This window comes from Citrobacter sp. CK185 (assembly GCF_030333565.1).
Taxonomy (GTDB): domain Bacteria; phylum Pseudomonadota; class Gammaproteobacteria; order Enterobacterales; family Enterobacteriaceae; genus Citrobacter_B; species Citrobacter_B koseri.
On sequence record NZ_JAOWFR010000026.1, the window covers coordinates 94,748 to 117,777 of the forward strand.

20 protein-coding genes are annotated in these 23,030 nt (G+C 54.9%); 7 read left to right on the forward strand and 13 right to left on the reverse strand.

The window, feature by feature from the left end:
• Nucleotides 1-12: 12 nt before the first annotated feature.
• The gene (locus tag OGV79_RS15245) at nucleotides 13-1,611 is read right to left on the reverse strand and encodes an ABC transporter substrate-binding protein (RefSeq protein ID WP_024130321.1); all 1,599 of its coding nucleotides are present in this window, start codon (nucleotides 1,609-1,611) and stop codon (nucleotides 13-15) included.
• Between the two features lie 282 nt (nucleotides 1,612-1,893).
• On the opposite strand from OGV79_RS15245, the gene OGV79_RS15250 reads away from it, so the two are divergent.
• The 3 genes from OGV79_RS15250 to OGV79_RS15260 are packed head-to-tail and all read left to right on the forward strand — an operon-like array spanning nucleotide 1,894 to nucleotide 8,370.
• Nucleotides 1,894-3,225 (forward strand): SrfA family protein, encoded by a 1,332-nt coding sequence (locus OGV79_RS15250; protein ID WP_230032104.1) that lies wholly within the window; start codon nucleotides 1,894-1,896, stop codon nucleotides 3,223-3,225.
• Between the two features lie 4 nt (nucleotides 3,226-3,229).
• Nucleotides 3,230-6,211, forward strand: coding sequence for a virulence factor SrfB (locus OGV79_RS15255; RefSeq protein WP_286468667.1), 2,982 nt, complete (start codon nucleotides 3,230-3,232; stop codon nucleotides 6,209-6,211).
• Nucleotides 6,208-8,370 (forward strand): virulence factor SrfC family protein, encoded by a 2,163-nt coding sequence (locus OGV79_RS15260; RefSeq protein WP_286468668.1) that lies wholly within the window; start codon nucleotides 6,208-6,210, stop codon nucleotides 8,368-8,370. Before OGV79_RS15255 ends, OGV79_RS15260 begins: the two co-directional genes overlap by 4 nt.
• A 65-nt stretch (nucleotides 8,371-8,435) precedes the next feature.
• Here OGV79_RS15260 and OGV79_RS15265 read toward each other — a convergent pair whose 3' ends face one another.
• Nucleotides 8,436-8,609 (reverse strand): GhoT/OrtT family toxin, encoded by a 174-nt coding sequence (locus OGV79_RS15265; RefSeq protein WP_049008504.1) that lies wholly within the window; start codon nucleotides 8,607-8,609, stop codon nucleotides 8,436-8,438.
• Between the two features lie 191 nt (nucleotides 8,610-8,800).
• Here OGV79_RS15265 and yncL point away from each other — a divergent pair, with 191 nt between their 5' ends.
• Entirely contained in the window at nucleotides 8,801-8,896 is a 96-nt protein-coding gene (gene yncL / locus OGV79_RS15270; RefSeq protein ID WP_071818853.1) for a stress response membrane protein YncL, read from the forward strand.
• 98 nt (nucleotides 8,897-8,994) lie between these two features.
• Here yncL and patD read toward each other — a convergent pair whose 3' ends face one another.
• From patD to OGV79_RS15300, 6 genes are all read right to left on the reverse strand, one after another.
• Complete coding sequence (patD, locus tag OGV79_RS15275; protein ID WP_012132353.1) at nucleotides 8,995-10,419, reverse strand: aminobutyraldehyde dehydrogenase; 1,425 nt, start codon at nucleotides 10,417-10,419, stop codon at nucleotides 8,995-8,997.
• Nucleotides 10,420-10,739: 320 nt separating this feature from the next.
• Nucleotides 10,740-12,149, reverse strand: a complete 1,410-nt coding sequence (locus tag OGV79_RS15280; RefSeq protein WP_047463638.1) for an aminotransferase-like domain-containing protein — start codon at nucleotides 12,147-12,149, stop codon at nucleotides 10,740-10,742.
• A gap of 51 nt (nucleotides 12,150-12,200) precedes the next feature.
• Nucleotides 12,201-12,617, reverse strand: coding sequence for a type II toxin-antitoxin system HicB family antitoxin (locus OGV79_RS15285; protein ID WP_125337124.1), 417 nt, complete (start codon nucleotides 12,615-12,617; stop codon nucleotides 12,201-12,203).
• Nucleotides 12,618-12,663: 46 nt separating this feature from the next.
• A complete protein-coding gene (locus tag OGV79_RS15290) occupies nucleotides 12,664-12,840 on the reverse strand; it encodes a type II toxin-antitoxin system HicA family toxin (RefSeq protein ID WP_071818852.1) in 177 nt (58 codons plus the stop codon).
• A gap of 219 nt (nucleotides 12,841-13,059) precedes the next feature.
• On the reverse strand, nucleotides 13,060-15,021 hold the full coding sequence (locus tag OGV79_RS15295; RefSeq protein WP_286468669.1) for a peptidase U32 family protein: 1,962 nt from the start codon (nucleotides 15,019-15,021) through the stop codon (nucleotides 13,060-13,062).
• Between the two features lie 78 nt (nucleotides 15,022-15,099).
• Nucleotides 15,100-15,636 (reverse strand): helix-turn-helix domain-containing protein, encoded by a 537-nt coding sequence (locus OGV79_RS15300; RefSeq protein WP_058669186.1) that lies wholly within the window; start codon nucleotides 15,634-15,636, stop codon nucleotides 15,100-15,102.
• A 92-nt stretch (nucleotides 15,637-15,728) separates the two neighbouring features.
• Between OGV79_RS15300 and OGV79_RS15305 the strand changes: the two genes are divergently transcribed.
• Nucleotides 15,729-16,895, forward strand: a complete 1,167-nt coding sequence (locus OGV79_RS15305) for a benzoate/H(+) symporter BenE family transporter (protein WP_200030223.1) — start codon at nucleotides 15,729-15,731, stop codon at nucleotides 16,893-16,895.
• Here the strand turns inward: OGV79_RS15305 and OGV79_RS15310 are convergent.
• A complete protein-coding gene (locus tag OGV79_RS15310) occupies nucleotides 16,872-17,747 on the reverse strand; it encodes an AraC family transcriptional regulator (protein WP_012132344.1) in 876 nt (291 codons plus the stop codon). The two genes, OGV79_RS15305 and OGV79_RS15310, sit on opposite strands and share 24 nt — an antisense overlap.
• 193 nt (nucleotides 17,748-17,940) lie before the next feature.
• Between OGV79_RS15310 and OGV79_RS15315 the strand changes: the two genes are divergently transcribed.
• Complete coding sequence (locus OGV79_RS15315; protein WP_049008331.1) at nucleotides 17,941-18,849, forward strand: DMT family transporter; 909 nt, start codon at nucleotides 17,941-17,943, stop codon at nucleotides 18,847-18,849.
• Nucleotides 18,850-18,881: 32 nt separating this feature from the next.
• Here the strand turns inward: OGV79_RS15315 and OGV79_RS15320 are convergent, their stop codons facing one another.
• The 3 genes from OGV79_RS15320 to tehA all read right to left on the reverse strand — a co-directional run bounded on the left by OGV79_RS15320 (nucleotide 18,882) and on the right by tehA (nucleotide 21,299).
• The gene (locus OGV79_RS15320; RefSeq protein ID WP_047463635.1) at nucleotides 18,882-19,550 is read right to left on the reverse strand and encodes a DUF3313 domain-containing protein; all 669 of its coding nucleotides are present in this window, start codon (nucleotides 19,548-19,550) and stop codon (nucleotides 18,882-18,884) included.
• Nucleotides 19,551-19,701: 151 nt separating this feature from the next.
• Nucleotides 19,702-20,298, reverse strand: a complete 597-nt coding sequence (gene tehB / locus OGV79_RS15325) for a tellurite resistance methyltransferase TehB (protein ID WP_286468670.1) — start codon at nucleotides 20,296-20,298, stop codon at nucleotides 19,702-19,704.
• The gene (tehA, locus tag OGV79_RS15330; protein WP_058669188.1) at nucleotides 20,298-21,299 is read right to left on the reverse strand and encodes a dicarboxylate transporter/tellurite-resistance protein TehA; all 1,002 of its coding nucleotides are present in this window, start codon (nucleotides 21,297-21,299) and stop codon (nucleotides 20,298-20,300) included. Before tehA ends, tehB begins: the two co-directional genes overlap by 1 nt.
• A gap of 112 nt (nucleotides 21,300-21,411) precedes the next feature.
• Here tehA and ydcK point away from each other — a divergent pair, with 112 nt between their 5' ends.
• A complete protein-coding gene (gene ydcK / locus OGV79_RS15335; RefSeq protein WP_286468671.1) occupies nucleotides 21,412-22,392 on the forward strand; it encodes a YdcK family protein in 981 nt (326 codons plus the stop codon).
• Here ydcK and rimL read toward each other — a convergent pair.
• Nucleotides 22,384-22,929, reverse strand: coding sequence for a 50S ribosomal protein L7/L12-serine acetyltransferase (rimL, locus tag OGV79_RS15340; RefSeq protein ID WP_012132338.1), 546 nt, complete (start codon nucleotides 22,927-22,929; stop codon nucleotides 22,384-22,386). The genes ydcK and rimL overlap by 9 nt on opposite strands.
• Nucleotides 22,930-23,030: the final 101 nt, after the last annotated feature.

Genomic DNA, 23,030 nt, shown 5'->3' on the forward strand with positions numbered 1-23,030 from the left:
CTCCTTAAACCATCAATTCAATTTAGCTTTTGAAAAATCACTGCCCATCAGGCTTACGCTGTATCCGGTTACGTTGCTGCGTGTGGCGTAGAACGTTTTGCCGTTTGCCAGCGCGATCCACGGCGCTTGCTGATAGAAAATGTCCTGCGCCTGCTGGTAGAGCTGCGCACGTTCTTCCGGCTTGCTCACCCGTTTCGCTTTCTGGACGAGATCATCATACCCTTTATCGCACCAGCGCGCGGCATTTGAGCCGGTTTTTATGCTATTGCAGCCCAGCAGCACATCGGCAAAGTTATCTGGATCGCCATTGTCAGACATCCAGCCGAACAGCGCGGTATCGTGCTCGCCTTTACGCATCCCGGACAGATACTCTCCCCATTCGTAAGAGACGATTTTCGCCGTCACGCCGACTTTTGCCCAGTCGCTCTGGATCATCTCCGCAATGCGCCGGGAATTGGGGTTATAAGGGCGTTGCACCGGCATCGACCAGAGCGTTGCCTCGAACCCCTTCTCCAGCCCCGCCTGCTTCAGCAAATCTTTGGCTTTTTGCGGATCGTAGTCGTAATCCTTCAGGTTGTTATTAAAGCCCATCATATTTGGCGGGATGGGCGATTTCGCCACCGTACCGGAACCGAGGAACACCGCGTTGATAATGGCTTTTTTATCAGTAGCGTAATTTAACGCCTGGCGCACCAGTACGTTATCAAACGGTTTTTTCTCGGTATTAAAGGCCAGATAGCCGACGTTCAGCGCATCGACCGAATGCAGCGTTAACGCGTTATTCTTTTTAATCTCGTCAAACTGTACGGGTGATGGCGCCGGAATAATCTGGCACTCGTTGGTTTGCAGTTTTGCCAGGCGCGTCTGGGCGTTAGGCGTAATCGAGAAAATAAGATGTCTGGTCGGCACTTCGCCATCCCAGTAGTTCGGGTTCGCCAGGTAGCGAATCTGTGAATCCTGCTTGTAGTGTTGCAGTACGTAAGGGCCAGTGCCGACAGGCCAGTTATCGACGTTTTCCGGTGTGCCTTTTTTCAGCATCGCATCGGCATACTCTGCGGAGAGAATGGAGGCGAAATCCATGCCCCAGTCAGCGAGGAATGCCGCATTGGGTTCGTTCAGCACAAACTGGACGTGATAATCGTCGACCTTTTTCACCTCTTTAATCAACTTATCGAGGCCGACATCATTGAAGTATTCGTAGCTGCCCTGCGACACATTATGGTACGGATGATCTGCATCCTTCTGGCGCAGCACCGAGAAAATAACGTCATCGGCATTAAAATCGCGCGTCGGTTTAAAGAATTTATTGCTGTTGAACTTCACGCCCTGACGCAGCGTAAACGTGTATGTTTTCCCGTCCGGGGAAATCGTCCAGTCGGTCGCCAGCGACGGCACCGGCGTATTTTTTACCGGATCGAAATTGATCAGTCGGTTGTACAACACCTGCGAACTGGCCACGAATGACGGGCCGGAACTGGCGATTTGCGGGTTAAACGATTCGGGTGAGGCTTCAGAACAGTAGATGATGGTATCGGTATTGGCCGCAAATGCCGCCCCTGCCGGTAAAAGTGCGCTGAGCGCCAGCGCGAGCAACGTTTTCCCTGTAGACATCGTTATAAGCCTTTTCATTTGATTATAAAGAGAGTCATATGAGCATAGCTTACAAAAGCTGACAAATAACGAATCACTCTCAGGTTATTCCGTTCTGGTATTTTTCGCTAATGAATGCGTCCTGCGGCGTGAAATAATTTCCCTTAAGTCTTTTTGAAAACGTCAAGATTTTTCCCCCGGCGCTATGCCATGAAAATTAGCCCCTTTTTGCCTCTCTTCCGCCGTTTGCTTGTCTTTGTAATCCGTAAAGTAGATGCGTGAAGAAGTCTAAGGGACAACAACGTGGCAAAAACTCTCTTACGTAGCGGCAATCTGGACGACTATCAGGCCGTGGGCGGCGGCGGTCAGGCCGTATTTGATTCCGCATTGCAAATTCGTGAAACGCTTCGTCTGCGTAAACAGCAGGCAATGGTGGATTGTCTGGCGATCCCGCAAATTAATGACAGCGGCGATCGCGTCGACTGGTATTCCCCGGTCGAGGGAAAAGCCATCGCATGGAAGGCCGCAGAGGAAGAAGCGCGATTTCGGGCGCTGCGCTACCTGAGCAGCACGCTGGAAAACGCGGCGGCGCTGAGCCGCCAAAGTCTGCAATCCGGGAAAACTTCGTTGCAGCTGTTCGGTTCCCTGCTGGAAAAAGCGGTTCAGTTCCCTGGGGAAAACCACGTTTTTCTGGTTGATGGCAAACCGGTCATCACCTTCTGGGGGTTTGTGAATCTTAATGAAAACACCCGTGATGACGTACTTGACTGCCTGCGCGCCATTGATGTTCCGCCCGTCCTGCCGCCTGCCGCTGAACCCGAGCAGGAGGTGGAAGATGAGCCGTTGCCAGAGGTGACGTTTGCCCGTTCCGATGAGCCGTTACTGACGCCGGTGATGATTGAACGCCCCCAGGAACCCGAACCTGAACCGGTCGCCCCTGTTGTTGTCAGCGAACCGCAAGCGCCTTCACCATCTCCAACCGCTCCCGTGAAGCCCTCTTCGCGTCTGCCGCTATGGAGCCTGCCGGTTGCCGCCGTGATTGTCGCCGCCGTTGCGGCGCCGCTGTTGTGGAAACCGTCTGCCCCCGTCGCCGAAGCCACGGCGGTCAGTACGCCGGTTGTCGCCGCGAAAGTAGACAGTAAACCGTTGCCGAAGATGATTGCCCAACTGCCGCTGCATCAGGCGGAAGTGATTCCGCCAGTGAAAAAAGCGAAGCCCGCAGATGAACCGGTGGTGATCGCCGCCATCCCCAAAGATGCGCTGGTGATGGATGCCGGTCAGATGAAAGCGGGAGTCACGCGCTTTTTGAATGGAAACTGGCGCGTACTGATTGACGTTAAAGATCCGGTCAGCGGAAAAGCGCCTTCGCTGCGTTACCAGATCCAGAACAACAAAGGCACCGCCCGGGTGGTACACGGCGACAACATCGTCTGCCGGGCGGACATTTTCTCCGGCCTGCATCAGACCGGAGAGCTGATGATCAAGAGTCGTGGTCACGCACGTTGCACCGATGGTTCGCGCTACCCGATGCCGGAAATCACCTGTAAAGCCAGCACGAATGACGTTGCGGCTTGCTCAGCGCGTTATGACGCCCATGCGGAAGTCCCGTTGACGATCAAAAAGATAGGTGCCTGATTTTATGTTGGTGAATCTGTGTGATTACAAACAGAGCGTAACGCTCATCGCAAACAGCGGCGTACAATTCCTCGACTTCGGCCTGACGCCGCAGGAGTCTGCCCATCTTGGTCGTTTCGTGCGTAAAACGGCGAACGGCCCCCTGCTCCGGCTCGACTTTGATCTGACCAACGGGCGCTATACGGTACCGGGGCGCACGGGGGGTCAACCTGAAGTGGTCAAACCGGAAAGCACCCAGATGTTGCACTATTCGCTGGATGTGCTGGATGGCGTCTGGTTGCCGCTCCCTTTCCTGCGCTTTAACCCTCCCCGTACGTTTGTGGAAGGCCCCGACAACTGGGCGCGCGTACAGGTGCGTAAGCTGCCTGAACCCGACAGCGCGGGTCATACGCACCGCATTACCGTGGCGCTGGACAGCCAGTTAAGCGAGAACGCGCCGGCGGCGCTGGCGCCTAACGAAAACGACCTGCTCAATGGCACGCGGTTCGCGCTGGCCTGGCGCGATGATGAAATTGCCGATTTTCTTGACCAGACGTGGATTGACGGCTGGCTGCGCGAATCCTTCCTTCACCACGTCGCCCAGGAGGAAAACCGCTCTGAGCAGGAGATTCAGCAGGCGCTGCGTAACTTTGAGTACCAGGCGCACTGGTTGAATCTGATGACGTTACTGGGGGAACAGCTTTCCGTGCCGGAAGTGAAGCTGGTCACCCACACGCTCAGCACGCCTGCGATTCCGGTGGATCTGATTCTGGACGTCGGCAATACCCATACCTGCGGCGTATTGATTGAAGATCACGGCGACGCCAATGACGGTTTGCGCCAGACGGCGGAATTACAGGTACGCTCCTTAAGTGAGCCGCAATGTCTTAACGATCCGCTGTTCACCAGCCGACTGGAGTTCTCCGAAGCGCGTTTCGGCAAACAGCATTTCTCGGTTGAAAGCGGCCGCGACGACGCCTTTATCTGGCCATCGATTGTGCGCGTGGGCGACGAAGCCCGCAAACTGGCTATGCAGCGTCTGGGAACGGAAGGCAGCAGCGGGATCTCCAGCCCGCGTCGTTATTTGTGGGACGAAACCCCGGTTTTACAGGACTGGCGCTTCAGCCAGATGAACAGCAAAACGCAGCGAGAACCGCTCGCCACCGCCTTCCCGCTGATGAATCTGATGAATGACGACGGACAACCGTTATTCAGCCTGCCGCCTGATGACCGGTTGCCGGTCTTTTCGCCGCAGTACAGCCGCAGCACGCTGATGACGCACATGCTGTGCGAAATTCTGTCGCAGGCGCTGGGGCAAATGAACAGCGTGGCGACGCGGTTACGCCTCGGTTTTCCGGCGTCGCCGCGTCAGTTGCGCACGCTGATTCTGACCCTGCCATCGGCAATGCCGAAACAGGAACGCGAAATTTTCCGCCAGCGTATGTTCGAAGCCATCGCACTGGTATGGAAAGCGATGGGCTGGCATCCGCAGGATGAGGATTTTTCCTCCCGTAAGCAGCAGGAAAAGAGCGTTGTTCCGGTGCCGGACATTCAGATGGAATGGGATGAAGCCAGCTGCGGACAGCTGGTATGGCTGTATAACGAAGCGATTTCCCATTACGCCGGGCGCACGGAGACGTTCTTCAACGCCCTGGCTCGCCCGGACCGTTTGCCGGAACCGGGCGAAACCAAAGGTCGGGCGCTACGCGTGGCGTCTATCGACATTGGCGGCGGCACGACGGATATGGCAGTCGTTCACTACCAGCTTGATGACGGCGTCGGCGCGAACGTCAAGATCACCCCGCACTTACTGTTCCGTGAAGGGTTTAAAGTCGCGGGCGATGACATGCTGCTGGACGTCATCCAGAAATGCATATTGCCTGCGCTGCAAACCCGCTTACAGCAGGCCGGCGTGACGGATGCCGCCGCCCTGCTGGCAACGCTGTTTGGAGATTCAGGCCGCATTGATACGCAGGCGATTTTGCGTCAACAAACGGCGCTACAGCTGTTTATGCCGCTGGGGCACGCCGTACTGGCCGCCTGGGAACAGAGCGACGTTAACGATCCGCTCGCGGGTCTACACGCGACCTTCGGCGAACTGCTGACTCAACGCCCTACGCGCAACGTGATGAATTACATCCAGCAGGCGATCGACCATGCGCTGCCTTCAGGCTCACCGGCGTTCGATCTGCTGAGCGTGCCGTTGCAGGTGCAGTTCAGTCACTTACAGGAGGCACTACTGGCCGGTCAGTTTACCCTGACCTCGCCGCTGCATGCCGTTTGCGAAGCGATTTCTCATTACCGCTGCGACATTCTGCTGGTGACGGGCAGACCAACCTGTCTGCCCGGCGTGCAGGCGCTGATCCGCCATTTACAGCCGGTTCCCGTTAACCGCATCGTCTGGATGGACAAGTATCGCGTCCATGAATGGTATCCCTTCAGCCAACAGGGGCGGATTGGCAACCCGAAATCAACCGCCGCCGTGGGGGCGATGCTGTGCAGCCTGGCGCTGGATTTACGGCTACCGCGCTTTAACTTTAAAGCCGCCGATATCGGCGCCTATTCCACCGTACGCTATCTCGGCGTTCTGGATAACACGGTCAATACCTTGCGCGATGAAAACGTCTGGTATCAGGAGATCGATCTCGATAAACCCGGCGCGAAGCTGGATACCCGTCTGCACTTCCCGCTTCGCGGCAACGTGACGCTCGGTTTCCGCCAACTGGCGAACAGCCGCTGGCCTGCGACCCCACTCTATACCCTGAGCATTAACTCAGCAGAGCTGGCGAAAACCATCGCCGGTGATGGCGTTCTCAATGTCCGACTGCAACTGCGCGGCGGGAACAAAGAGACGGGGCCGGAATCGTTTGTGCTGGGTGACGCCTGGCTACAGGATGGAACGCCCGTCGCCGCGAATGCCCTGACCTTAAAACTGAATACCCTGGCCGACCGTCGTCATAGCGGCAGCCACTACTGGATCGACAGCGGGAGCGTGTACCTGAAATGAGCAAGACGTTGAACACCACACAGGCCGCCATTACGTGGGTTAACTATACACGTCAGCACGCAGTACGCCTGGATGATGAAGCGGACGCCCTGCTGGCGCAGCTCACACTCGCCGCTGCCGGTGAATCGGCGCTGAACGCCGCGCAACAGGCAAGAGGCAGCATCGGTTTGTATGGCCATTCACAATCCTCAAAAGCGCATCTGCTTGGCGCGCTGTGCGGTAACGGTGAGGGAAAACTGAACATCGCCACACCGGATCGCTGCTTTGACTATTTTACCCATATCAACCCAGGCCATGCGCCAGCCAATATGGCGATCCGTTTTACGCAGGATGAAAGCGCGGCGGTTGATAGCGAATGGCCGCTACGTCTGCGGCTCATCAGTGAAGCTGAACTGGTACAACTGTTTATCGCCTGGGCCAGCGCCTCGCCCGATAACCGGCAGGTCGAAAAATCCATTATTGAGACTCGGTTAGAAAAGTGGCAGGCGCTGCGTCAGCGTCAGCCGGTTCAGGGCGTGACCGCAGAGGACGTCGCCGCCATTGCCCGTTTCTGGCGCGCCTGCGTTCCTGTCGGGCAACAGCAAATCGACGATGCGCTCTGGCATCAGTTCGCCTCCCTGCTGCCCTCGGTGGATCTGACGACCCGCGCCAGCGCCTGGGCATTACTCTGGGGCGAACAGCCTGAATTAACGCAACAGTGGCTAACGCTGGCGCGTACGCTGCAACAGACCGGCCATGCGCAGGAGTTAGCGGCGCCGTTGAGTCTGCTGGTCGATCATTTCGGCCTTCCGGCAGAAAGTTTTCTGACCCAGGGCGCGTTATCCGGCAACGACGCGCAGAGCGACGTCGTTGTACATCCTGTCGAGCACCATCAGTTACTCAATGCGGTGAGCCTCTCTCTGGATTCACTGGCTTTGCTGACGCGTGAACTGGTGCTTAGCGTTGAAAACACGGCGCTGGATAATGTCGATCTGCTGGATATTCCACTGGCGCCGGATGCGCACCCGCATCCACTCTGGCGGGCAAAACTCGGCTGGATGCTGGAACATTATCGCCAACATTTGCAGCCCGATGTGCTGGTCATTTGCAATGCCACCTCCGCCCGGTCGCAGACGCCCGCTGCCGCCCGTACGCTGCTGGGCTGGGTAAACGATACACAACCGCTACGCGACGCCGCGTTACCGGGCGTGGTCTGGGCCATTACGCCGCAGGATGCGCGTTTCACAACGCAGCAGAATCTTGATGAAGCCGTGCAGCAGTTAATGGGGAAACCCGGCCTTCACTGGGGCACCCTTCAGGCGCTGGATAAACACAGCTTGCAGCGTCTGGTGGAATGGCTGTCACAGGCGACGTCGCCGTTACAGCGCCAGGCGCGGCTGGCCTCCCTGTGTGAGCAGCATCAACAACGGCTTCATGACCTGCTGTTAAGCCATATCACCCCGGAAGACAGCGGCAGTAAGGCGACGGAATCCGTTATTCGCCAGCTTCAGGGGCAGGCCGCCCGGCATGGCGAATTGCTCGACGGGCTTCTGCCGCCGATACACCACTTTGAGTCGCTTTTGCGTATCCAGCAGCCGCGCGAGGAGCAGGTCAGCGGCCTGTTTAATGAAGCGATCGATCTGTTTGCGGATGAGCCAGACGCTCCCCGCCCGGCAGAAAACAAAGAGACAGGGTATCTGGCCCATAAAATGTGGATTAACCATGTGCGCCAGTGGAGCCGAAATGAGAACAACGCCCGTCGTTTAGGTCTGGAGTCGCATACGCTCAGGCTGGTCGTGGATATTCTGATTACCGCCAGCTATCGGCTTAATGTGCCTCAGCAGTTACAGCAGATTATGCAGCGTGAAGAGGTTTGCGGCGCGCAGCTGCATGCCGGGATCGGTAACTTTATCGCCTGGCTTGGCTACGAAAATGTGGCGGAGGACGCCCGACCCGCCAGCCGGTTCCAGAAAGGATCGGCGATCTTCAGCGCGCCTCGCCTGCAACCGATGGCCCGGCTCACCCAACTGGATGAACAGCCGGTACATGCCGCCAGTCGCTATGTGTATGACTGGCTGGTCGCGCTCTATACCCGGGCAAATGAAAATAAGGGGTATCAGCATCCGCAGGATGTGTCCGACGCCGACAAAAAACGGCTGATGGCGCTGCTCAATGCCTGATGGCGCTATGCAACATCGTAAGCCGGATAAGGCGCTCGCGCCGCCATCCGGCAATCTTCATCTCATCAAAACAACGAAAATAACAATGCGACGGGCAGACTCATCGGCCAGGTTGCGCCCACGAGAATGGCGCTCAGAAAGCGGATACGTTTTTTATCGTGGGAAAGAAACCAGGTAATCAGGCAGGCAATCGCCGCCATCACTGCGTAAAAAACCAACATTTTTTGGTAGAGCGACATTTCGGGCATCCGAACCAGAGGGGAAAAACGCGCGCAATATGCTCTTTTTTTTGACGTACATCAAGTTTTATCCGTACTATTCAGCAAAACACTGAAATAGCTACACCATTCACCATGTTCATATTTTGTCTTATTGCGGATTGCCTGAACCCGTACTATACACAAAGGGGTCATAACGAAAGGTGGCAAAAATGAATGTTTCCAGTAAAACCGTGGTGCTGATAAATGTCTTTGCTGCTATTGGACTTTTTGGCCTTATCTCATTGAGATTCGGCTGGTTTGCCTGATGTACTGAGTGCTTGCTGCGCATACTGGCAGAGAGCGTTCCTCCTCTCTGCCATCGATTTACGATCTTCCCATGCCGCGCCGGAACGGTAAATTATCCTTAATGTTTAACCATTATGTGGCGGATAACCGTATAGTCTTCCAGCCCATAAAGTGACATATCCTTGCCGTAGCCCGAGCGTTTTTGCCCACCGTGCGGCATCTCGCTCACCAACATGAAATGCGTATTAACCCAGGTGCAGCCATACTGCAATCGCGCGCTCAGGCGATGCGCCCGACCCACATCTTTCGTCCAGACGGATGATGCCAGCCCGTACTGAGTATCATTTGCCCACGCCAGCACCTGCTCTTCATCATCAAACACCGTCATGCTGACAACCGGGCCGAACACTTCTCGCTGCACGATGGCGTCCTCCTGTTTTGCGCCGGCCAGCAGCGTTGGCGCAAAATAGTATCCTGCGCCGTCCAGTTTCTGGCCGCCGGTCACCACGTTGATATGTCCGAGCGCTTTCGCCTCTTCCACCGCTTTTGTCACTCGCTCAAGGTGCGCCTGCGAGCTGAGCGGCCCAAGCTCAGTCGATTCGTCGTTTGGCGAACCGGTTTTCAGGCTGGCGACCGCCGCGCCGAGTTTTTCAACCAGCGCGTCATAGATCCCTTTTTGCGCATAGATACGACAGGCCGCCGTACAATCCTGCCCGGCATTGTAGAAACCGAACGTTCGCACACCTTCGACAACGGCATCCAGATCGGCATCATCAAAGACAATCACCGGAGCCTTACCGCCTAATTCCATGTGCGTGCGCTTAATGGAGGGCGCGGTATGTTGAATAATGTGCTCGCCCGTCGCAATCGAGCCGGTCAGGGAGACCATCCGTACTTTTTCATGCCCGGTGAGCGGATCGCCAACCGTCTTGCCCCGCCCGAACAGCACGTTAAGCACGCCTGGCGGGAAAATATCCTTCGCAAACTCCGCCAGCTTCAATGCCGTCAGCGGCGTGATTTCAGACGGTTTTATCACCACACAGTTACCCGCCGCCAGCGCTGGCGCCAGTTTCCAGGCCGCCATCATCAGCGGATAGTTCCACGGCGCGATCGAGGCGACGACCCCAACCGGATCGCGGCGGATCATCGAGGTATGCCCTTCCAGATACTCCCCCGCCGCCAGGCCGTTCAGACAGCGTGCGGCGCCGGCAAAGAAGCGAAATACATCGACAATCGCCGGGATCTCATCATTGAGCGCGCAATGCAGCGGCTTCCCGCAGTTTTGCGACTCCAGTTCGGCGAATGTCTGCGCATTTTCCTCAATCACGTCCGCCAGTGTTAACAGCAGCTCCGCTCTGGCTTTTGGCGTGGTTTGCCCCCATTCCGCGAACGCCCGGTCTGCGGCGCGAACGGCGGCATCTACCTGTGCAGGCGACGCCTCTGCAATCTCCAAAATCACCTCGCCCGTCGCCGGGTTGTAGACGGGCTGTTTTTCACCTTCACCGCTGACCAGCTCGCCGTTAATCAGTAACTGATGTGGCATACATCTTACTCCTGTCGCAAAATATTGAGCGGCAGCCTTGCCGTAAATATATGTCCTTTCCTAAAAATAGTCGGCGCGTCTGCCGCGCACCTGTTGGGATAAGGAATTTTAATCAGGTTGTGAGCTGACGCGCATTACGCCGCTCCACGCGGCGCGCATGTTCCATCTTTCGGAGTATAGACAAGGAGTTAGGCTGAGGATGGAAAAGACGGGGGGGTATTGATATTTCCTATGGCGAGTCAGCGATAAATAACGTTCTGCCCTGATAATCGATACGCTTTCTCTATTTTGGCTAAAACCAAAAGATGGCAACGCGTATTTTATTTCAGCATATCGCGAATAAGTTTCCCCAGTTGAGATACCGCCTGCTCCTCTCTTTCTCCCCACCCCCATGCGGTATTAAACCGGAAAAAATGTGACCAGGTATCAGAGGTCGAAAACATTTTACCGGGGGCGATACTGATCTGATGCGCCAGAGCCTGCGCACTGAGTTCCCCGGCATCAAGAGATTCGGGCAGTTCCAGCCAGAGAAAATAGCCGCTGTCATTGTGGTGAATCTTCACCTCAGCGGGCAGATGGCGCAGCAGCGTTTGCCAGGCCTGCTGTTTTCGCTCCGCCAACTGGCGGCGCAGACGACGCAAATGCGCGTCATAGCGGCGTGTCGAAAGGTAATCGACCAGAGCAAGCTGCATCGGTGAACTGGTGGATAGCGTACTCATCAGCTGTAGCCGCTGAATTTGTCTGGCGTACTTTCCCGCTGCAACCCAACCGATACGAAAACCGGGAACCAGACATTTCGAGAATGACGAGCAATGCAATATTTTGTCGCGGCGATCCCAGGCTTTGGCAGGCAGCGGTTTGTCGCGGCCAAAATAGAGCTCGCTGTATACGTCATCTTCAATCAGCACGACGTTGTATTGATCCAGTAACGCGACCAGCCGCGCTTTTTTCTCCGGGCTAAGGGTGAAGCCGAGCGGGTTTTGGCTATTGGTCATCAGCCAGCACGCCTTCACCGGATACTCTTGTAATGCCTGTTCCAGCGCCGCTAAATCGATCCCCTCTTTTACATCCGTGGCGACAGAAAGCGCTTTCAGGCGGAGTCGCTCCAGCGCCTGTAACGCGCCATAAAAGCAGGGATTCTCCACAATAACCCAGTCGCCCGGTTCGGTAACCGCCTGAAGGCTGAGGTTCAGGGCTTCCAGCGCCCCGGCGGTAATGACGATTTCATCAGGAGAGACGGTAATTCCCTGCTGCGCATAGCGTCGGGCGATGGCATGGCGCAGCTCGCTGTTCCCCGGCGGCAGGTTCTCAATCACGCTCATGGCCGTGGCGGTTTTACTGACCTGCGCCAGGGAACGGTTAAGCTGCTGCAACGGAAACAGACGCGGGTCTGGAAAGGCAGAGGCGAACGGCATCACCGACGCATCCCGGCTAGCCTGCAACATTTCGAAAATATAGGTATTAATATCAACGGCTTCATCGCGCATTACCTGCACAGGCGGCATCGCAGGCTGGCGCACCGGGCGCGCCGCCACGTAATAACCCGACTGCGGACGCGCAATAATGCGCCCCTGGCTTTCCAGCAACTGATACGCATGTCCTACGGTCATAAAACTCATGCCGCTGCTGACCACCTGCTCACGCAAGGAGGGTAATCGATCGCCAGGCTGCCACACGCCGGAGGCGATTTGATCGCAAATTTGTTCCGCCAGTCGCTGATATTTCTTCATCGTTTTTTTATTTCACACAATATGTAATGCCTGCTGGAACAACCGGAAAAGCTAAAGCATAGTCAGCGATAACTCTTTACCCAATGCTCTGGCCGCAATCTGCACAGCATCGATTTTCGTTGCGTGTTTTAAGTCGAATAGTCGGGTAATTTCCTGCTTGGGTCTGCCAATGCGCCTCGCCAGCTCCTGCTGCGTGATTTTTGATTCAAGGAACGCATTCAACAAAAGGACTTTAGACGCAATGCTAAGAGGAATCTCCACATAATCATCAGCTTCATCAACCATTGAAGGTAAAGGAATTGGCTGGTTATCTTCAAAATAAAATTCAAAGGCGGTGACTAATGCGCCCTGCGCGGCTTCGAGAGACTCATGGCGGGTGTCACCTTGTGTTAACGCCTCTGGAATGTCCGGGAACGACACAACATAACCCCCTTCTTCTGCGGGAATGAGATTGACGGGATAACGCATAGTTTCTGGTAACGCTCTCATGTGATCAACCTTATATATCTGATGATTAATTCAAACCAAGCTGCTTTAGTATTGCTTTACGCAGGGTGTCTTTAATTTCATCACCAGGATGTCTGGGCATGACACTTCGTTTGTCGTGATATCTCAACTTCAAATGATTCGTTCCATTTGTTACATCGACTCCCTGAGATTCAAGCCAGCGTCTGAACTCGCTCTGCTTCACCGCGCCTCCCTGCCATGTATTATAACCATAAGGTAAACATTTTTGTTTACCTTTTCTCTTTTTTTGAATGTTATACACCCCGAAATGGCTTTTGGCTGATTAACACTCAAAAACCGGAAAGCCGGTTCCAGTTTTGCGGGAAGGTTAATTATGGTGAGGGGTTTTGAGGTACATCAGGCGTGGCCGGGTGACGCTCAGCGTTCCCGGCCAGCCGCTGACTTAGTTTTTACGTTTTGGCAGCGTTTTCATCAGATCTTCCGGGCTTACGGAGGCGACAACGCTGCCGGGCAAGGGCATTTTCAGAATATGATTTTTAATCTTGCCGATAACGTGCATTTCGCACGGACGGCAATCAAACTTCAGCGTCAATACTTCGTCGCCGTGTACCAGTTGCATTGGCGTTGCTTTCCAGCTTTTGATATTCCCTTTCGCCTGTTTCGGGCACAGGTTAAAGGCAAAGCGCAAACAATGTTTGGTGATCATCACCGGCACATCGCCCTTCTCCTGGTGCGCCTCATACGCCGCGTCGATCAGTTGAACGCCGTAGCGATGATAAAACGCGCGCGCTTTGTGATTGTAGACGTTAGCCAGGAAGCTCAAATGCGTTTCCGGGTAAACCGGGGCTGGTTGCGCCACCGGCTTACGGCTGCCGCGTTGATAGTTCGCCAGACGCGCCGCATCCAGCATTTCTGCCGCTTCGCGACGGAACTGGTTGAGTAAACTGTTCGGCACGAACAGTGCGCCGGGGAGATTCACCTCAACGCTACGTGCGTAGTACATCGTCTGTCCCAGCTTCGCCACGCCTTCTTTCAGGTTGTTCAACGCTTTTTCGGCGTTGTTCGCCTCGTCAAACTGTCCCTCCAGCGTATGGGTGACGCTCACGCCCTCTTCGCTGGTCAGCGTCAGAATTAGCTGTTCCTGCCAGCCGCCTAACGCGATATCCACCGCCACCCGGCGTTCGCTGGAGGTTTTGGTTAACGCCTGCTGCCAGTTGTGGTCGAGATTACGGTTCAGCGGATGATGCGGGCGCACTTTATGCAGGTCGGGCGGCATTTCATTCGGCCAGACGCGATAACGGTTCTGTCCCGTCTTTTCCACCGTATTGGCGCGAAACCCCACCACTTCACGTTTGATCAGCACATTCAGGCCATCGCCGTTGGATAACGGTTCCGTCACCTCAACGTCCAGGTGATCTTTTGCCACTTTGACGACTTCGCCTACCGGTAAACCGATAAATTTTGGCGAATCGAACGCGCCGATATCCCCTTTACGGGCGTTAACAAAATAGTCGGTACTGCCGCGATGGAAGGTTTTATCCGTAGAAGGAATAAAAAAGTGCTCAGTACGACCGGCGGAAGCCCGCGCCAGGTCGCCACGCTCCTCGATAATCGCATCCAGCATCTGGCGATAGTGCGCCGTGATGTTCTTCACATAGCTCATGTCTTTGTAGCGCCCTTCAATTTTGAAGGAACGCACGCCGGCATCGATCAACGCGCCCAGATTGGCCGTCTGGTCATTATCTTTCATCGACAACAGGTGTTTTTCGTACGAGACCACCCGCCCCTGATCGTCTTTTAAGGTGTACGGCAGGCGACAGGCCTGGGAGCAGTCGCCACGGTTAGCGCTGCGACCGGTCTGCGCATGAGAGATATAGCACTGCCCGGAATAAGCCACGCACAGCGCGCCGTGGATGAAAAACTCAATAGTAGCGTCGGTGGCCTGATGAATCGCCTGGATCTGGCTCAGACTCAGTTCGCGCGCCAGCACAATCTGGGTGAAACCGACGTCGGCAAGGAATTTCGCCTTTTCAACGCTGCGGATATCACACTGCGTACTGGCATGCAGTTCAATGGGGGGAATGTCCAGTTCCAGGATGCCCATATCCTGCACAATCAGCGCATCGACGCCGGTCTGGTACAGATCGGTAATCAGCCGTTGCGCGGGCTCAAGCTCATCATTATGCAGAATGGTGTTTAACGTCACAAAGATCTTCGCGCCATAGCGATGCGCAAAAGGCACCAGTTCCGCGATATCTTTCAGGTTGTTACTGGCATTATGCCGCGCGCCGAAGCCCGGCCCGCCGATGTAAACAGCATCGGCGCCATGTAAGATCGCTTCACGAGCAATGACGGTATCGCGTGCCGGACTTAACAGTTCAAGGTGATGAGGTTGCTGGCGCATACGGTTAATATCATCCAATAACAGCAAAATGGCGGCTATTGTAGTCAGAAGCGCGACGTTTCGGAATACTTTTCCCGTCTAACTATGTGGGTAATGGATCAAGGAGTGAAAGTGAACCGTCTGGTCGCTGCTATTGCGATACGCATGGGCAGCATCGCCCGCAAAACGCACGCCTTCGCCGGATTTGAGCGTGCGCCACTCCCCGGCAATACACATATCCAGCGTTCCCTGAATCACCACCACATGTTCGATGACGCCTGCCTCATGCGGCGTTGATTCGCTAAGCGCGCCCGGGGCCATCAATATTGAAAAATGGTCAAAACGGAGCTGCGGGTCCCACGGAAACAGCGGCGTGATCACCATTGCCTGTTGCTGCGGGTCGAAGGTCGGGAGATCCTCCGCTTCCGGCGGGGAGATAAACGTTGAAAACGGGACATTCAAACCGGTGGCAATCTTCCATAATGTCGATACCGTCGGGCTGGATTCGTTGCGCTCTATCTGGCCGAGCATTGCTTTTGAAACCCCTGTCGCTTCCGCCAGACGCGACAGACTCCATTCTCGCTGTTGGCGCAGCGCCTTCAGCGTCGTCGCCAGATAATGGGTCAGGTTGTCCATTTTTCTCCTCCGGTAAAGCCGCAGTCTATCACTTGTGCGCTATAGCGCACAATGCTACAGTTTGTGACCGTTATAACGCACAAGGGGCAATCATGCGCTCGTTTTCACTTCCTCTGCCAACCGTGTTGTCTGGTTTCGTTGCGGTCCTGGTCGGCTATGCAAGCTCAGCGGCAATCATCTGGCAAGCCGCTATTGCCGCCGGCGCATCAACCGGACAAATTGCCGGATGGATGACGGCGCTTGGCATCGCGATGGGCGTCAGTACACTGGCGTTAACCCTCTGGTATCGTGCTCCGGTGCTGACGGCATGGTCAACGCCCGGCGCCGCGTTACTGGTTACCGGCTTGCAGGGTCTCACGCTGGCGGAGGCCATCGGCGTATTTATTGTCGCGAATGCGTTAATCGTTCTGTGCGGCGTAACCGGGTTGTTTGCCCGCTTAATGCAGGTGATTCCGCATTCTCTTGCCGCCGCGATGCTGGCCGGTATTTTATTGCGTTTTGGTTTGCAGGCGTTCGGTCATCTGGATGGCGAGCTGTTTCTGTGCGGCAGTATGCTGCTGGCGTGGTTAGCGCTGAAAGTGCTGGCGCCGCGCTATGCGGTTATCGCCGCAATGGTTGTCGGTATTCTGGTTGCGGGCATGAAAGGTGACATTGTCACGTCCGGCATAACCTTCTCCCCGGTGCTACCGGCGTTTATCGCGCCCCATTTTTCGCTTGCTCATAGCCTCGGCGTCGCCATTCCACTGTTTCTGGTGACAATGGCGTCACAAAACGCGCCCGGTATCGCCACGATGAAAGCCTCCGGTTACTCCCTTCCGGTTTCGCCGCTGATCGTGTTTACAGGGCTGCTGGCGCTGGTTTTATCTCCTTTTGGCGTCTACTCCATATGCATTGCCGCTATTACCGCCGCCATTTGCCAGAGTCCCGAAGCGCACCCGGACGCCGGGCGTCGCTGGCTGGCTGCGGCTGTCGCAGGCGGGTTCTATCTGCTGGCGGGATTGTTCGGCGGTTCCGTCACCGCTCTGATGGCCGCCCTGCCCGTAAGCTGGATTCAGATGCTGGCCGGGCTGGCGCTGCTGGGAACAATCAGCGGCAGTTTGTACCAGGCATTGCTTAATGAAACGGAGCGTGATGCCGCTATCGTGACCTTTCTCGTCACCGCAAGCGGGCTGACGCTGCTGGGCATTGGCTCTGCGTTTTGGGGACTGGTAGTCGGAGGCGTCTGCTACGGGGTGCTATCGTTTGCTCGCCGCGCGTAACTGCGACGGCGTCTTACCGGTCACCTGCTTAAAGCGATTGCTGAAATGGCTCGCCGAACTGAATCCGCAGGCCATCGCGATCTCTGACAGCGAACGGGTTGAATGACAGACCCATTGCTGTGCCAGCGCCATACGCCGCTGCATCACGTACTGGTGCGGCGCCATGTTCATCGACTGGCGAAACATTCTGGCGAAATGAAATTCGCTCAATGCCGCCTCGCGCGCCAGGTCGCTTAGCGTCAGCGGCTCAGCAAGATGCGCTTCAATGTACGCCAGCACATTGCGCAGCGTGGCGGGCGCCAACCCGCCAGTAACCGTCGGGAGACGCCACTGCACGTTACTGTAATGCTGCACCAGATGCGTCAACAGCAGTGACGAGGCGGCGCTGAGCGTCATATGATTCGCCGGTTGCTGCCAGTCATTTCCCAGCAGGAACTGGCGATAAACCGCCGTTATTCCTGGATCGTTGCCAAAGGTGCGCTCATCCAGGGTAAAGCTGTACGGGCTTTTATCCCAGACCTTTTCCCCAACATCCCGCAGATGGGCATCTGTACAGTAGAGATGGACAAACGACAGGTCGTCGCGAATGTCCCAGACGGACTCACTCTCTTTTGGCATCAGACAGAAGCGATCCGGCCCCCCGCCATTCTTCCAGCCGCCCGGCGTTTTGTGGTAGCTCTCGTAGCCGTCAGCGACATACAGGCTGAGAGTATGGTGATCGCAATATTGCGTAATGTTGTCACGTTTATTTGACCATGCCGCCAGCTGGACACCCGAATGCAACGCAACCGAGTCATGCAGCACGGCATTATGTTTGCGTAAATTTTCAAAGGCATCATAAGACTGAGACATACCATCACATCACAAAGCAGTAATAAGTAGAATCTCAGTCTATAACAGCCACGATCCGTTTCCAGCCCTCACCGGTCAGACAGCGGCAAAAAAGCGCAAGATTTTGCAAGTCATCCGCAAACCGGTGCAAGCGCGCGCATTTTTTACATGTCACATTCCTTCTTCGGATAATAAAGATAAAGAAGAGAGTGTTATGAACGCATTATTATACTGTCTGGTGGTTGTCATTTGGGGAACCACCTGGATTGCGATTTATCTGCAACAAGGCCCGGTATCGGCGCCCGTGTCCATTTTCTGGCGGTTTGCCGTCGCCAGCGCGTTAATGATGCTCATCCTGCTGGCGAGCGGGAAATTACGAAAATTATCCGGGCGCGACCACCTGTTTTGCCTGTTACAGGGCGGATGCGTCTTCTGCTTTAATTTCTGGTGTTTTTATAGCGCCGCCGCCTGGATCAATACGGGGCTGGAGTCCGTCATTTTCTCAATGGCCGTACTGTTTAATGCAGTTAACAGCTTTGTGTTCTTCGGGCATAAACCGCCGCTACGCTTTTATTACGCTGCCGGTCTGGGATTAACGGGCATTATCACGTTGTTCTGGCAGGATCTGGCCAACAGCGGCTGGAACCACTCGCTGTTACTGGGGATCGGTCTGAGCGCGCTGGGAACGTTTGGCTTCTCTTTGGGCAATATGATCAGCATGCGCCATCAGAGAAAAGGTCTGGAAGTCATGACCACCAACAGCTGGGCGATGCTGTACGGCACGCTGCTGATCGCCGCCATTGCCTGTATACGCGGCGATAACTTCACGCCGCAATGGACGTTGAGCTACCTCGGCGCCCTGCTGTATCTGGCAATATTCGGTTCCGTTATCGCGTTTGGCGCGTATTTTACTCTGGTGGGACGCATCGGCCCCGGCAACGCGGCCTACAGTACGCTGCTGTTTCCTCTGGTGGCGCTGACAATATCCACACTCTATGAAGGTTACGTCTGGCAAATGAATGCCGTTGTTGGATTAGTGCTGATTCTGGTTGGCAATCTGGTGATGTTCATGCGTCCAGAGGCGTTAATGAGTAAGTTAATTTACCGTCGCCGGGCGGCATAAAAAAACGCGCCATCCGAAGATGGCGCGTGAACTTATTTTTTACCGACATCAAACATGGTGGCATCAGTCGCCATGTCATCAATCACTTCTTTCAACGTTTCAAACGCCATCGGCGTATTTTCGTTGCTCAGGTCTTTACCCTCGCCCTGACGAACCACTTTCACCACCGGTTTATTGGTGGCGGCATCAATCAGCTCGCCTTCAAAGTAAAGATGCGTATCCATTGTGCGATGGCCTGTCGCCATCTGCGTACCCGCAACCACCAGGGCGACCGGCACCACCTCATAGAATTGCAGCCCCTCTTTGCTGGTATCAACGCCGGTTATCGCGCCGCGGAAAATCAGGCTACGCGGCCCTGGGGTCGTTACCAGAGGTTTACGTTTCTCAATGGCCGTTTTCAGTTGGGTATCGGTATAGCTTCGTAATTTATCCAGAACCTGCTGCCCGACCTGCGTCGTGGGTTTTGGCACCGGATAGTAGGTTATCGGGTTCCAGACGATGCTGTCATATTTAGACTCATCAAAGCTGGAGTCAACCCAACGGAGCACCGGTTTTCCCGTTGCGGAGGTTGTTTCTTTCAGCCCTGAATAATCTTTTAAGAACCCAGAATATTTATCCGGCTGAGTAATTTTTGACGCACAGCCAGATAAAGCCAATAAGCCAGAAAGCACTGCAACTTTAAATAAAGTATGAGTACGCATGGAAACTATCCCTTTTGTTTTTGCAGATATGCAATTGGAATAGTAGCAAAAGGAAACTAATCTGGATGGACTATAAATGGTATCGCCAGCACAAATTCAACACGGCGAGTTGCAGGCCGTATCAGGCCTGCAACGCTATCATAAAATTGCGTTATGCGCTTTTACGCGCCAGCAGCGTCGCAAAACGCAGTTTGATACGGTTGCCGTTGGCGTCCGTGCGGTGAAGTTCACCCACATCCTCGTTGTATTTCAGCAATTCCCAGCCTTCGTAGTAACGGCGCAGTTCCCCTTCTTTAAACGCAAACGGGAAACCCACGGTGCAGGGGAAATCTTTCGTATCCATTGCCGCCACAATCAGGTTATGCCCGCCCGGTTTGGTGCAGCGCTGCATATTGGCAATCAGCCCCGGAATGGTTTTCGCTTCCAGGAACATCATCACGACCGTTGAGAGAATAAAATCGTAGTCGCCTTCGAAGCTTAACGCGTTAAGGTCAACCACCTTTGCTTGCAGGTTTTCCAGCCCTTCCGCCGCTTTGATGCGCTCAACGTTGGCGATGCTCATCGGATTCTTATCCCAGGCGGTAACGTCATAGCCGTTCGCCGCCAGATAGAGGCTATTACGGCCATTTCCGCAGCCCAGATCCAACGTTTTACCCGGCGCGACCACCTTTGCCGCCTCAACGACGTCGGAGTGCGTACGGGTTAAATCGTATTTTTCAGTAAAGTAATTTTCGTCACGAAGGGTCATTAGTTATCCTCAGATTTCAGTAATGCGGCGCGTTCTGTGCGCACGAGAAGTTTCCCCTGCATCAGCAGCGCAAACGTGCGTACGAGCAATAACGCTATGATAAAATTGGTAAAAATAAACAACGGAATCGCCAGCGTATGAAAAAATCCCGACGCGCTGGCGTGCCCTAAATGCAGCCCTGTCGTCGCCAGCGCTGAAACGCCGAACGAGAAGCTCCAGAAAGAGGCATTAAACGGCTGCGACAGATACCACGGCATCAGGCGCAGCATGAAAAGCAGTTGCAGCAAGCCATAGCCAAACAGCATTTTCGCCAGCGTATCGCCTTCTCCGCCGTTGACGCTCAGCCAGGCGCTACAGGCCACTAACGCCGGAGCCAACTGAATGCCCAGCGATGTGCGCAGTACCGCCGGTAATTCACCGGAACTGCGCAAACGTTGCAAAATAACGGGTTCCAGACTCAGCCACGAGAATACGCCAGCCCCTAAAAAGACCAGCCCGGCGTCGTTGTAACCCAACGCGCCGCAAGCCATCGCGCTAATAAAGTTGTTCGCTACCGTCGGCAGATACAGCCCCGGCGTTGTCGCCTCTTCAGGATGCGAACCGCGCCAGAGTCCCGCCGTTTGCCATGCGGCATAAGCCAGTTGCACCACGACGCCAATGCTGAACAATCCCACGGCTAACCCACGACACCAGGGGACAAAGCCAATCGCCACCAGCATCGTGGTCGCAGGAAAAAGGCTGACAAAACTGCTCTTTACCGGATGCCGAACCTCCGCCAGTACGCTCTGTGGAAAACGCAGCAGACGGTTAAGAAAGGCAAGCGTCAGCAAGCTCCAGATGATCATTGCCAGGATCACCAGACCATCGCCAATCCAGTGACTGACGGGCCAGATATGGCTGGCATAGCGCCACGCGAAGCCCATGCCAATGGTGCCCAGTACCATCCCAAAATAGCCAGCCGGAAGATTAAGCACCCGGTCGCTCTGCTTGTTCTTACTCATTTTGTTTAATTTATAAAGTATATTTTAAATGCATTTTATGGAATTTCGCCCTGTTTAGCCAGTGCTGAAAAATTTGCTACGGTTATCTTAAGCGAGCAAAGGGAAATTCCCCATGAGCAAATATCACCTGAGTGAAGAATCGCGTGCCTTTAGTTATCAGGATAACGGCCACAAGAAAAGCGTCCTGCTGCGCCAGATCATTGCCCTTACCGACTTTAACGACGTCAAAGCCGGAACCGCTGGTGGCTGGGTAGACGACGAAAGCGTGCTGGCGCAAGAAGGACACTGCTGGATTTACGACGAGAATGCCCTCGCATTCGCCGGGGCGATGATTTCAGGCAACGCCCGCATCACCCAGGCCTGCATCATCAGAGATCGCGCGCAAATCAGTGATAACGTCTGGATTGATCTGGCCGAGATCAGTCACGGCGCCCGGATAAGCAACAACGTCACCGTGCAGAATTCGCTCGTTCGCGGTGAATGTCATCTGTCTGGCGACGCTCGTATTCTGCACCATTCGGAGATTATCGCCGCAAAAGGCCTAACCCAGGAAAGCGACCTGACGCTGCAAATCTACGATCGCGCCACCGTCAGCAACTCGCGCATTGTCCATCAGGCGCAAATCTACGGCGATGCGATAGTCACCCAGGCGTTTATTGAACACCGCGCGGAAGTGTTTGATTTCGCGATCGTCGAAGGAAATGAAGAGAATAACGTCTGGCTTTGCGACTGTGCCAAAGTGTACGGTCACGCCCGCGTTATTGCGGGAACGGAGGAAGATGCCATCCCTACGCTGCGTTACAGTGCTCAGGTGGCGGAGCACGCGACGGTTGAAGGTAACTGCGTATTGAAACATCACGTTCTGGTCGGTGGTCATGCCGAACTACGCGGCGGCCCTGTCCTGCTTGACGATCATATCCTGATCGAAGGCCATGCCCGCATTCTGGGGGACGTGCTGATTGAGCATCATGTGGAAATCACCGATCGGGCGACGATCGAAACCTTTGATGGCGACAGCATCCATCTGCGTGGCCCAAAAGTGGTTAACGGTGAACAGCATATTACACGAACACCGTTGGCAGGGTTACTCTGAGGCGTTCTCGATAATGCGGGCGTACAGGTTAACGTCGTGATACTCCCCGTTGAGAAACTCCGCTTGTTTCAGGCATCCTTCCAGTTCAAAACCATTGCGGCGCGCCACCTGGTTGCTCGCCTGGTTCGCAACCCGACATTTAATCACAAAGCGTCGAAGCTCGCCGCGCCCGGCATAATGGCCGATAAACGCCTGAAGCGCGCGCGACATAATGCCCTGCCGCTGGTGAGATTCATCCAGCCAGTAACCGATATAGGCGGTTTTATTCAACGGCTCTATCAGATTAAACGAGATGACGCCCACCACCTCCTCTTCCTGAAAGATAAGGAACATTTTGGCGTAGCCGCGCTGGTGCAACATCATATTACCCTGCACATTTTTGCGCGTATCGTCTTCGCTGGCGACAAACTGCGGCCAGTTTAGCGATGCCTGTAGCCAGTCTTTGTTTTTAAGCACCAGTTGATGTAACGGCGTAACATGGCACTCTTCCACCGCTCGCAGTTCCAGTGTTTCGCTGATCGTGATGACTTCAGCCATTTCTCCATCCTTTACGGTGACAACAGCAGGATTTATTAGCTTATCACAGACTTGCCCGCATACCTGAAAACAGGAAGGGCTTCCTTGTCTGTCAGGAAGCC

Excerpts from the sequence above, each read along its gene's own strand:
- OGV79_RS15245 (WP_024130321.1), bottom strand. The coding sequence starts at position 1,611 with ATGTCTACAGGGAAAACGTTGCTCGCGCTGGCGCTCAGCGCACTTTTA.
- OGV79_RS15255 (WP_286468667.1), top strand. The coding sequence starts at position 3,230 with ATGTTGGTGAATCTGTGTGATTACAAACAGAGCGTAACGCTCATCGCA.
- OGV79_RS15260 (WP_286468668.1), top strand. The coding sequence starts at position 6,208 with ATGAGCAAGACGTTGAACACCACACAGGCCGCCATTACGTGGGTTAAC.
- OGV79_RS15265 (WP_049008504.1), bottom strand. The coding sequence starts at position 8,609 with ATGTCGCTCTACCAAAAAATGTTGGTTTTTTACGCAGTGATGGCGGCG.
- yncL (WP_071818853.1), top strand. The coding sequence starts at position 8,801 with ATGAATGTTTCCAGTAAAACCGTGGTGCTGATAAATGTCTTTGCTGCT.
- patD (WP_012132353.1), bottom strand. The coding sequence starts at position 10,419 with ATGCCACATCAGTTACTGATTAACGGCGAGCTGGTCAGCGGTGAAGGT.
- OGV79_RS15280 (WP_047463638.1), bottom strand. The coding sequence starts at position 12,149 with ATGAAGAAATATCAGCGACTGGCGGAACAAATTTGCGATCAAATCGCC.
- OGV79_RS15285 (WP_125337124.1), bottom strand. The coding sequence starts at position 12,617 with ATGCGTTATCCCGTCAATCTCATTCCCGCAGAAGAAGGGGGTTATGTT.
- OGV79_RS15295 (WP_286468669.1), bottom strand. The coding sequence starts at position 15,021 with ATGCGCCAGCAACCTCATCACCTTGAACTGTTAAGTCCGGCACGCGAT.
- OGV79_RS15300 (WP_058669186.1), bottom strand. The coding sequence starts at position 15,636 with ATGGACAACCTGACCCATTATCTGGCGACGACGCTGAAGGCGCTGCGC.
- OGV79_RS15305 (WP_200030223.1), top strand. The coding sequence starts at position 15,729 with ATGCGCTCGTTTTCACTTCCTCTGCCAACCGTGTTGTCTGGTTTCGTT.
- OGV79_RS15310 (WP_012132344.1), bottom strand. The coding sequence starts at position 17,747 with ATGTCTCAGTCTTATGATGCCTTTGAAAATTTACGCAAACATAATGCC.
- OGV79_RS15315 (WP_049008331.1), top strand. The coding sequence starts at position 17,941 with ATGAACGCATTATTATACTGTCTGGTGGTTGTCATTTGGGGAACCACC.
- OGV79_RS15320 (WP_047463635.1), bottom strand. The coding sequence starts at position 19,550 with ATGCGTACTCATACTTTATTTAAAGTTGCAGTGCTTTCTGGCTTATTG.
- tehB (WP_286468670.1), bottom strand. The coding sequence starts at position 20,298 with ATGACCCTTCGTGACGAAAATTACTTTACTGAAAAATACGATTTAACC.
- tehA (WP_058669188.1), bottom strand. The coding sequence starts at position 21,299 with ATGAGTAAGAACAAGCAGAGCGACCGGGTGCTTAATCTTCCGGCTGGC.
- ydcK (WP_286468671.1), top strand. The coding sequence starts at position 21,412 with ATGAGCAAATATCACCTGAGTGAAGAATCGCGTGCCTTTAGTTATCAG.
- rimL (WP_012132338.1), bottom strand. The coding sequence starts at position 22,929 with ATGGCTGAAGTCATCACGATCAGCGAAACACTGGAACTGCGAGCGGTG.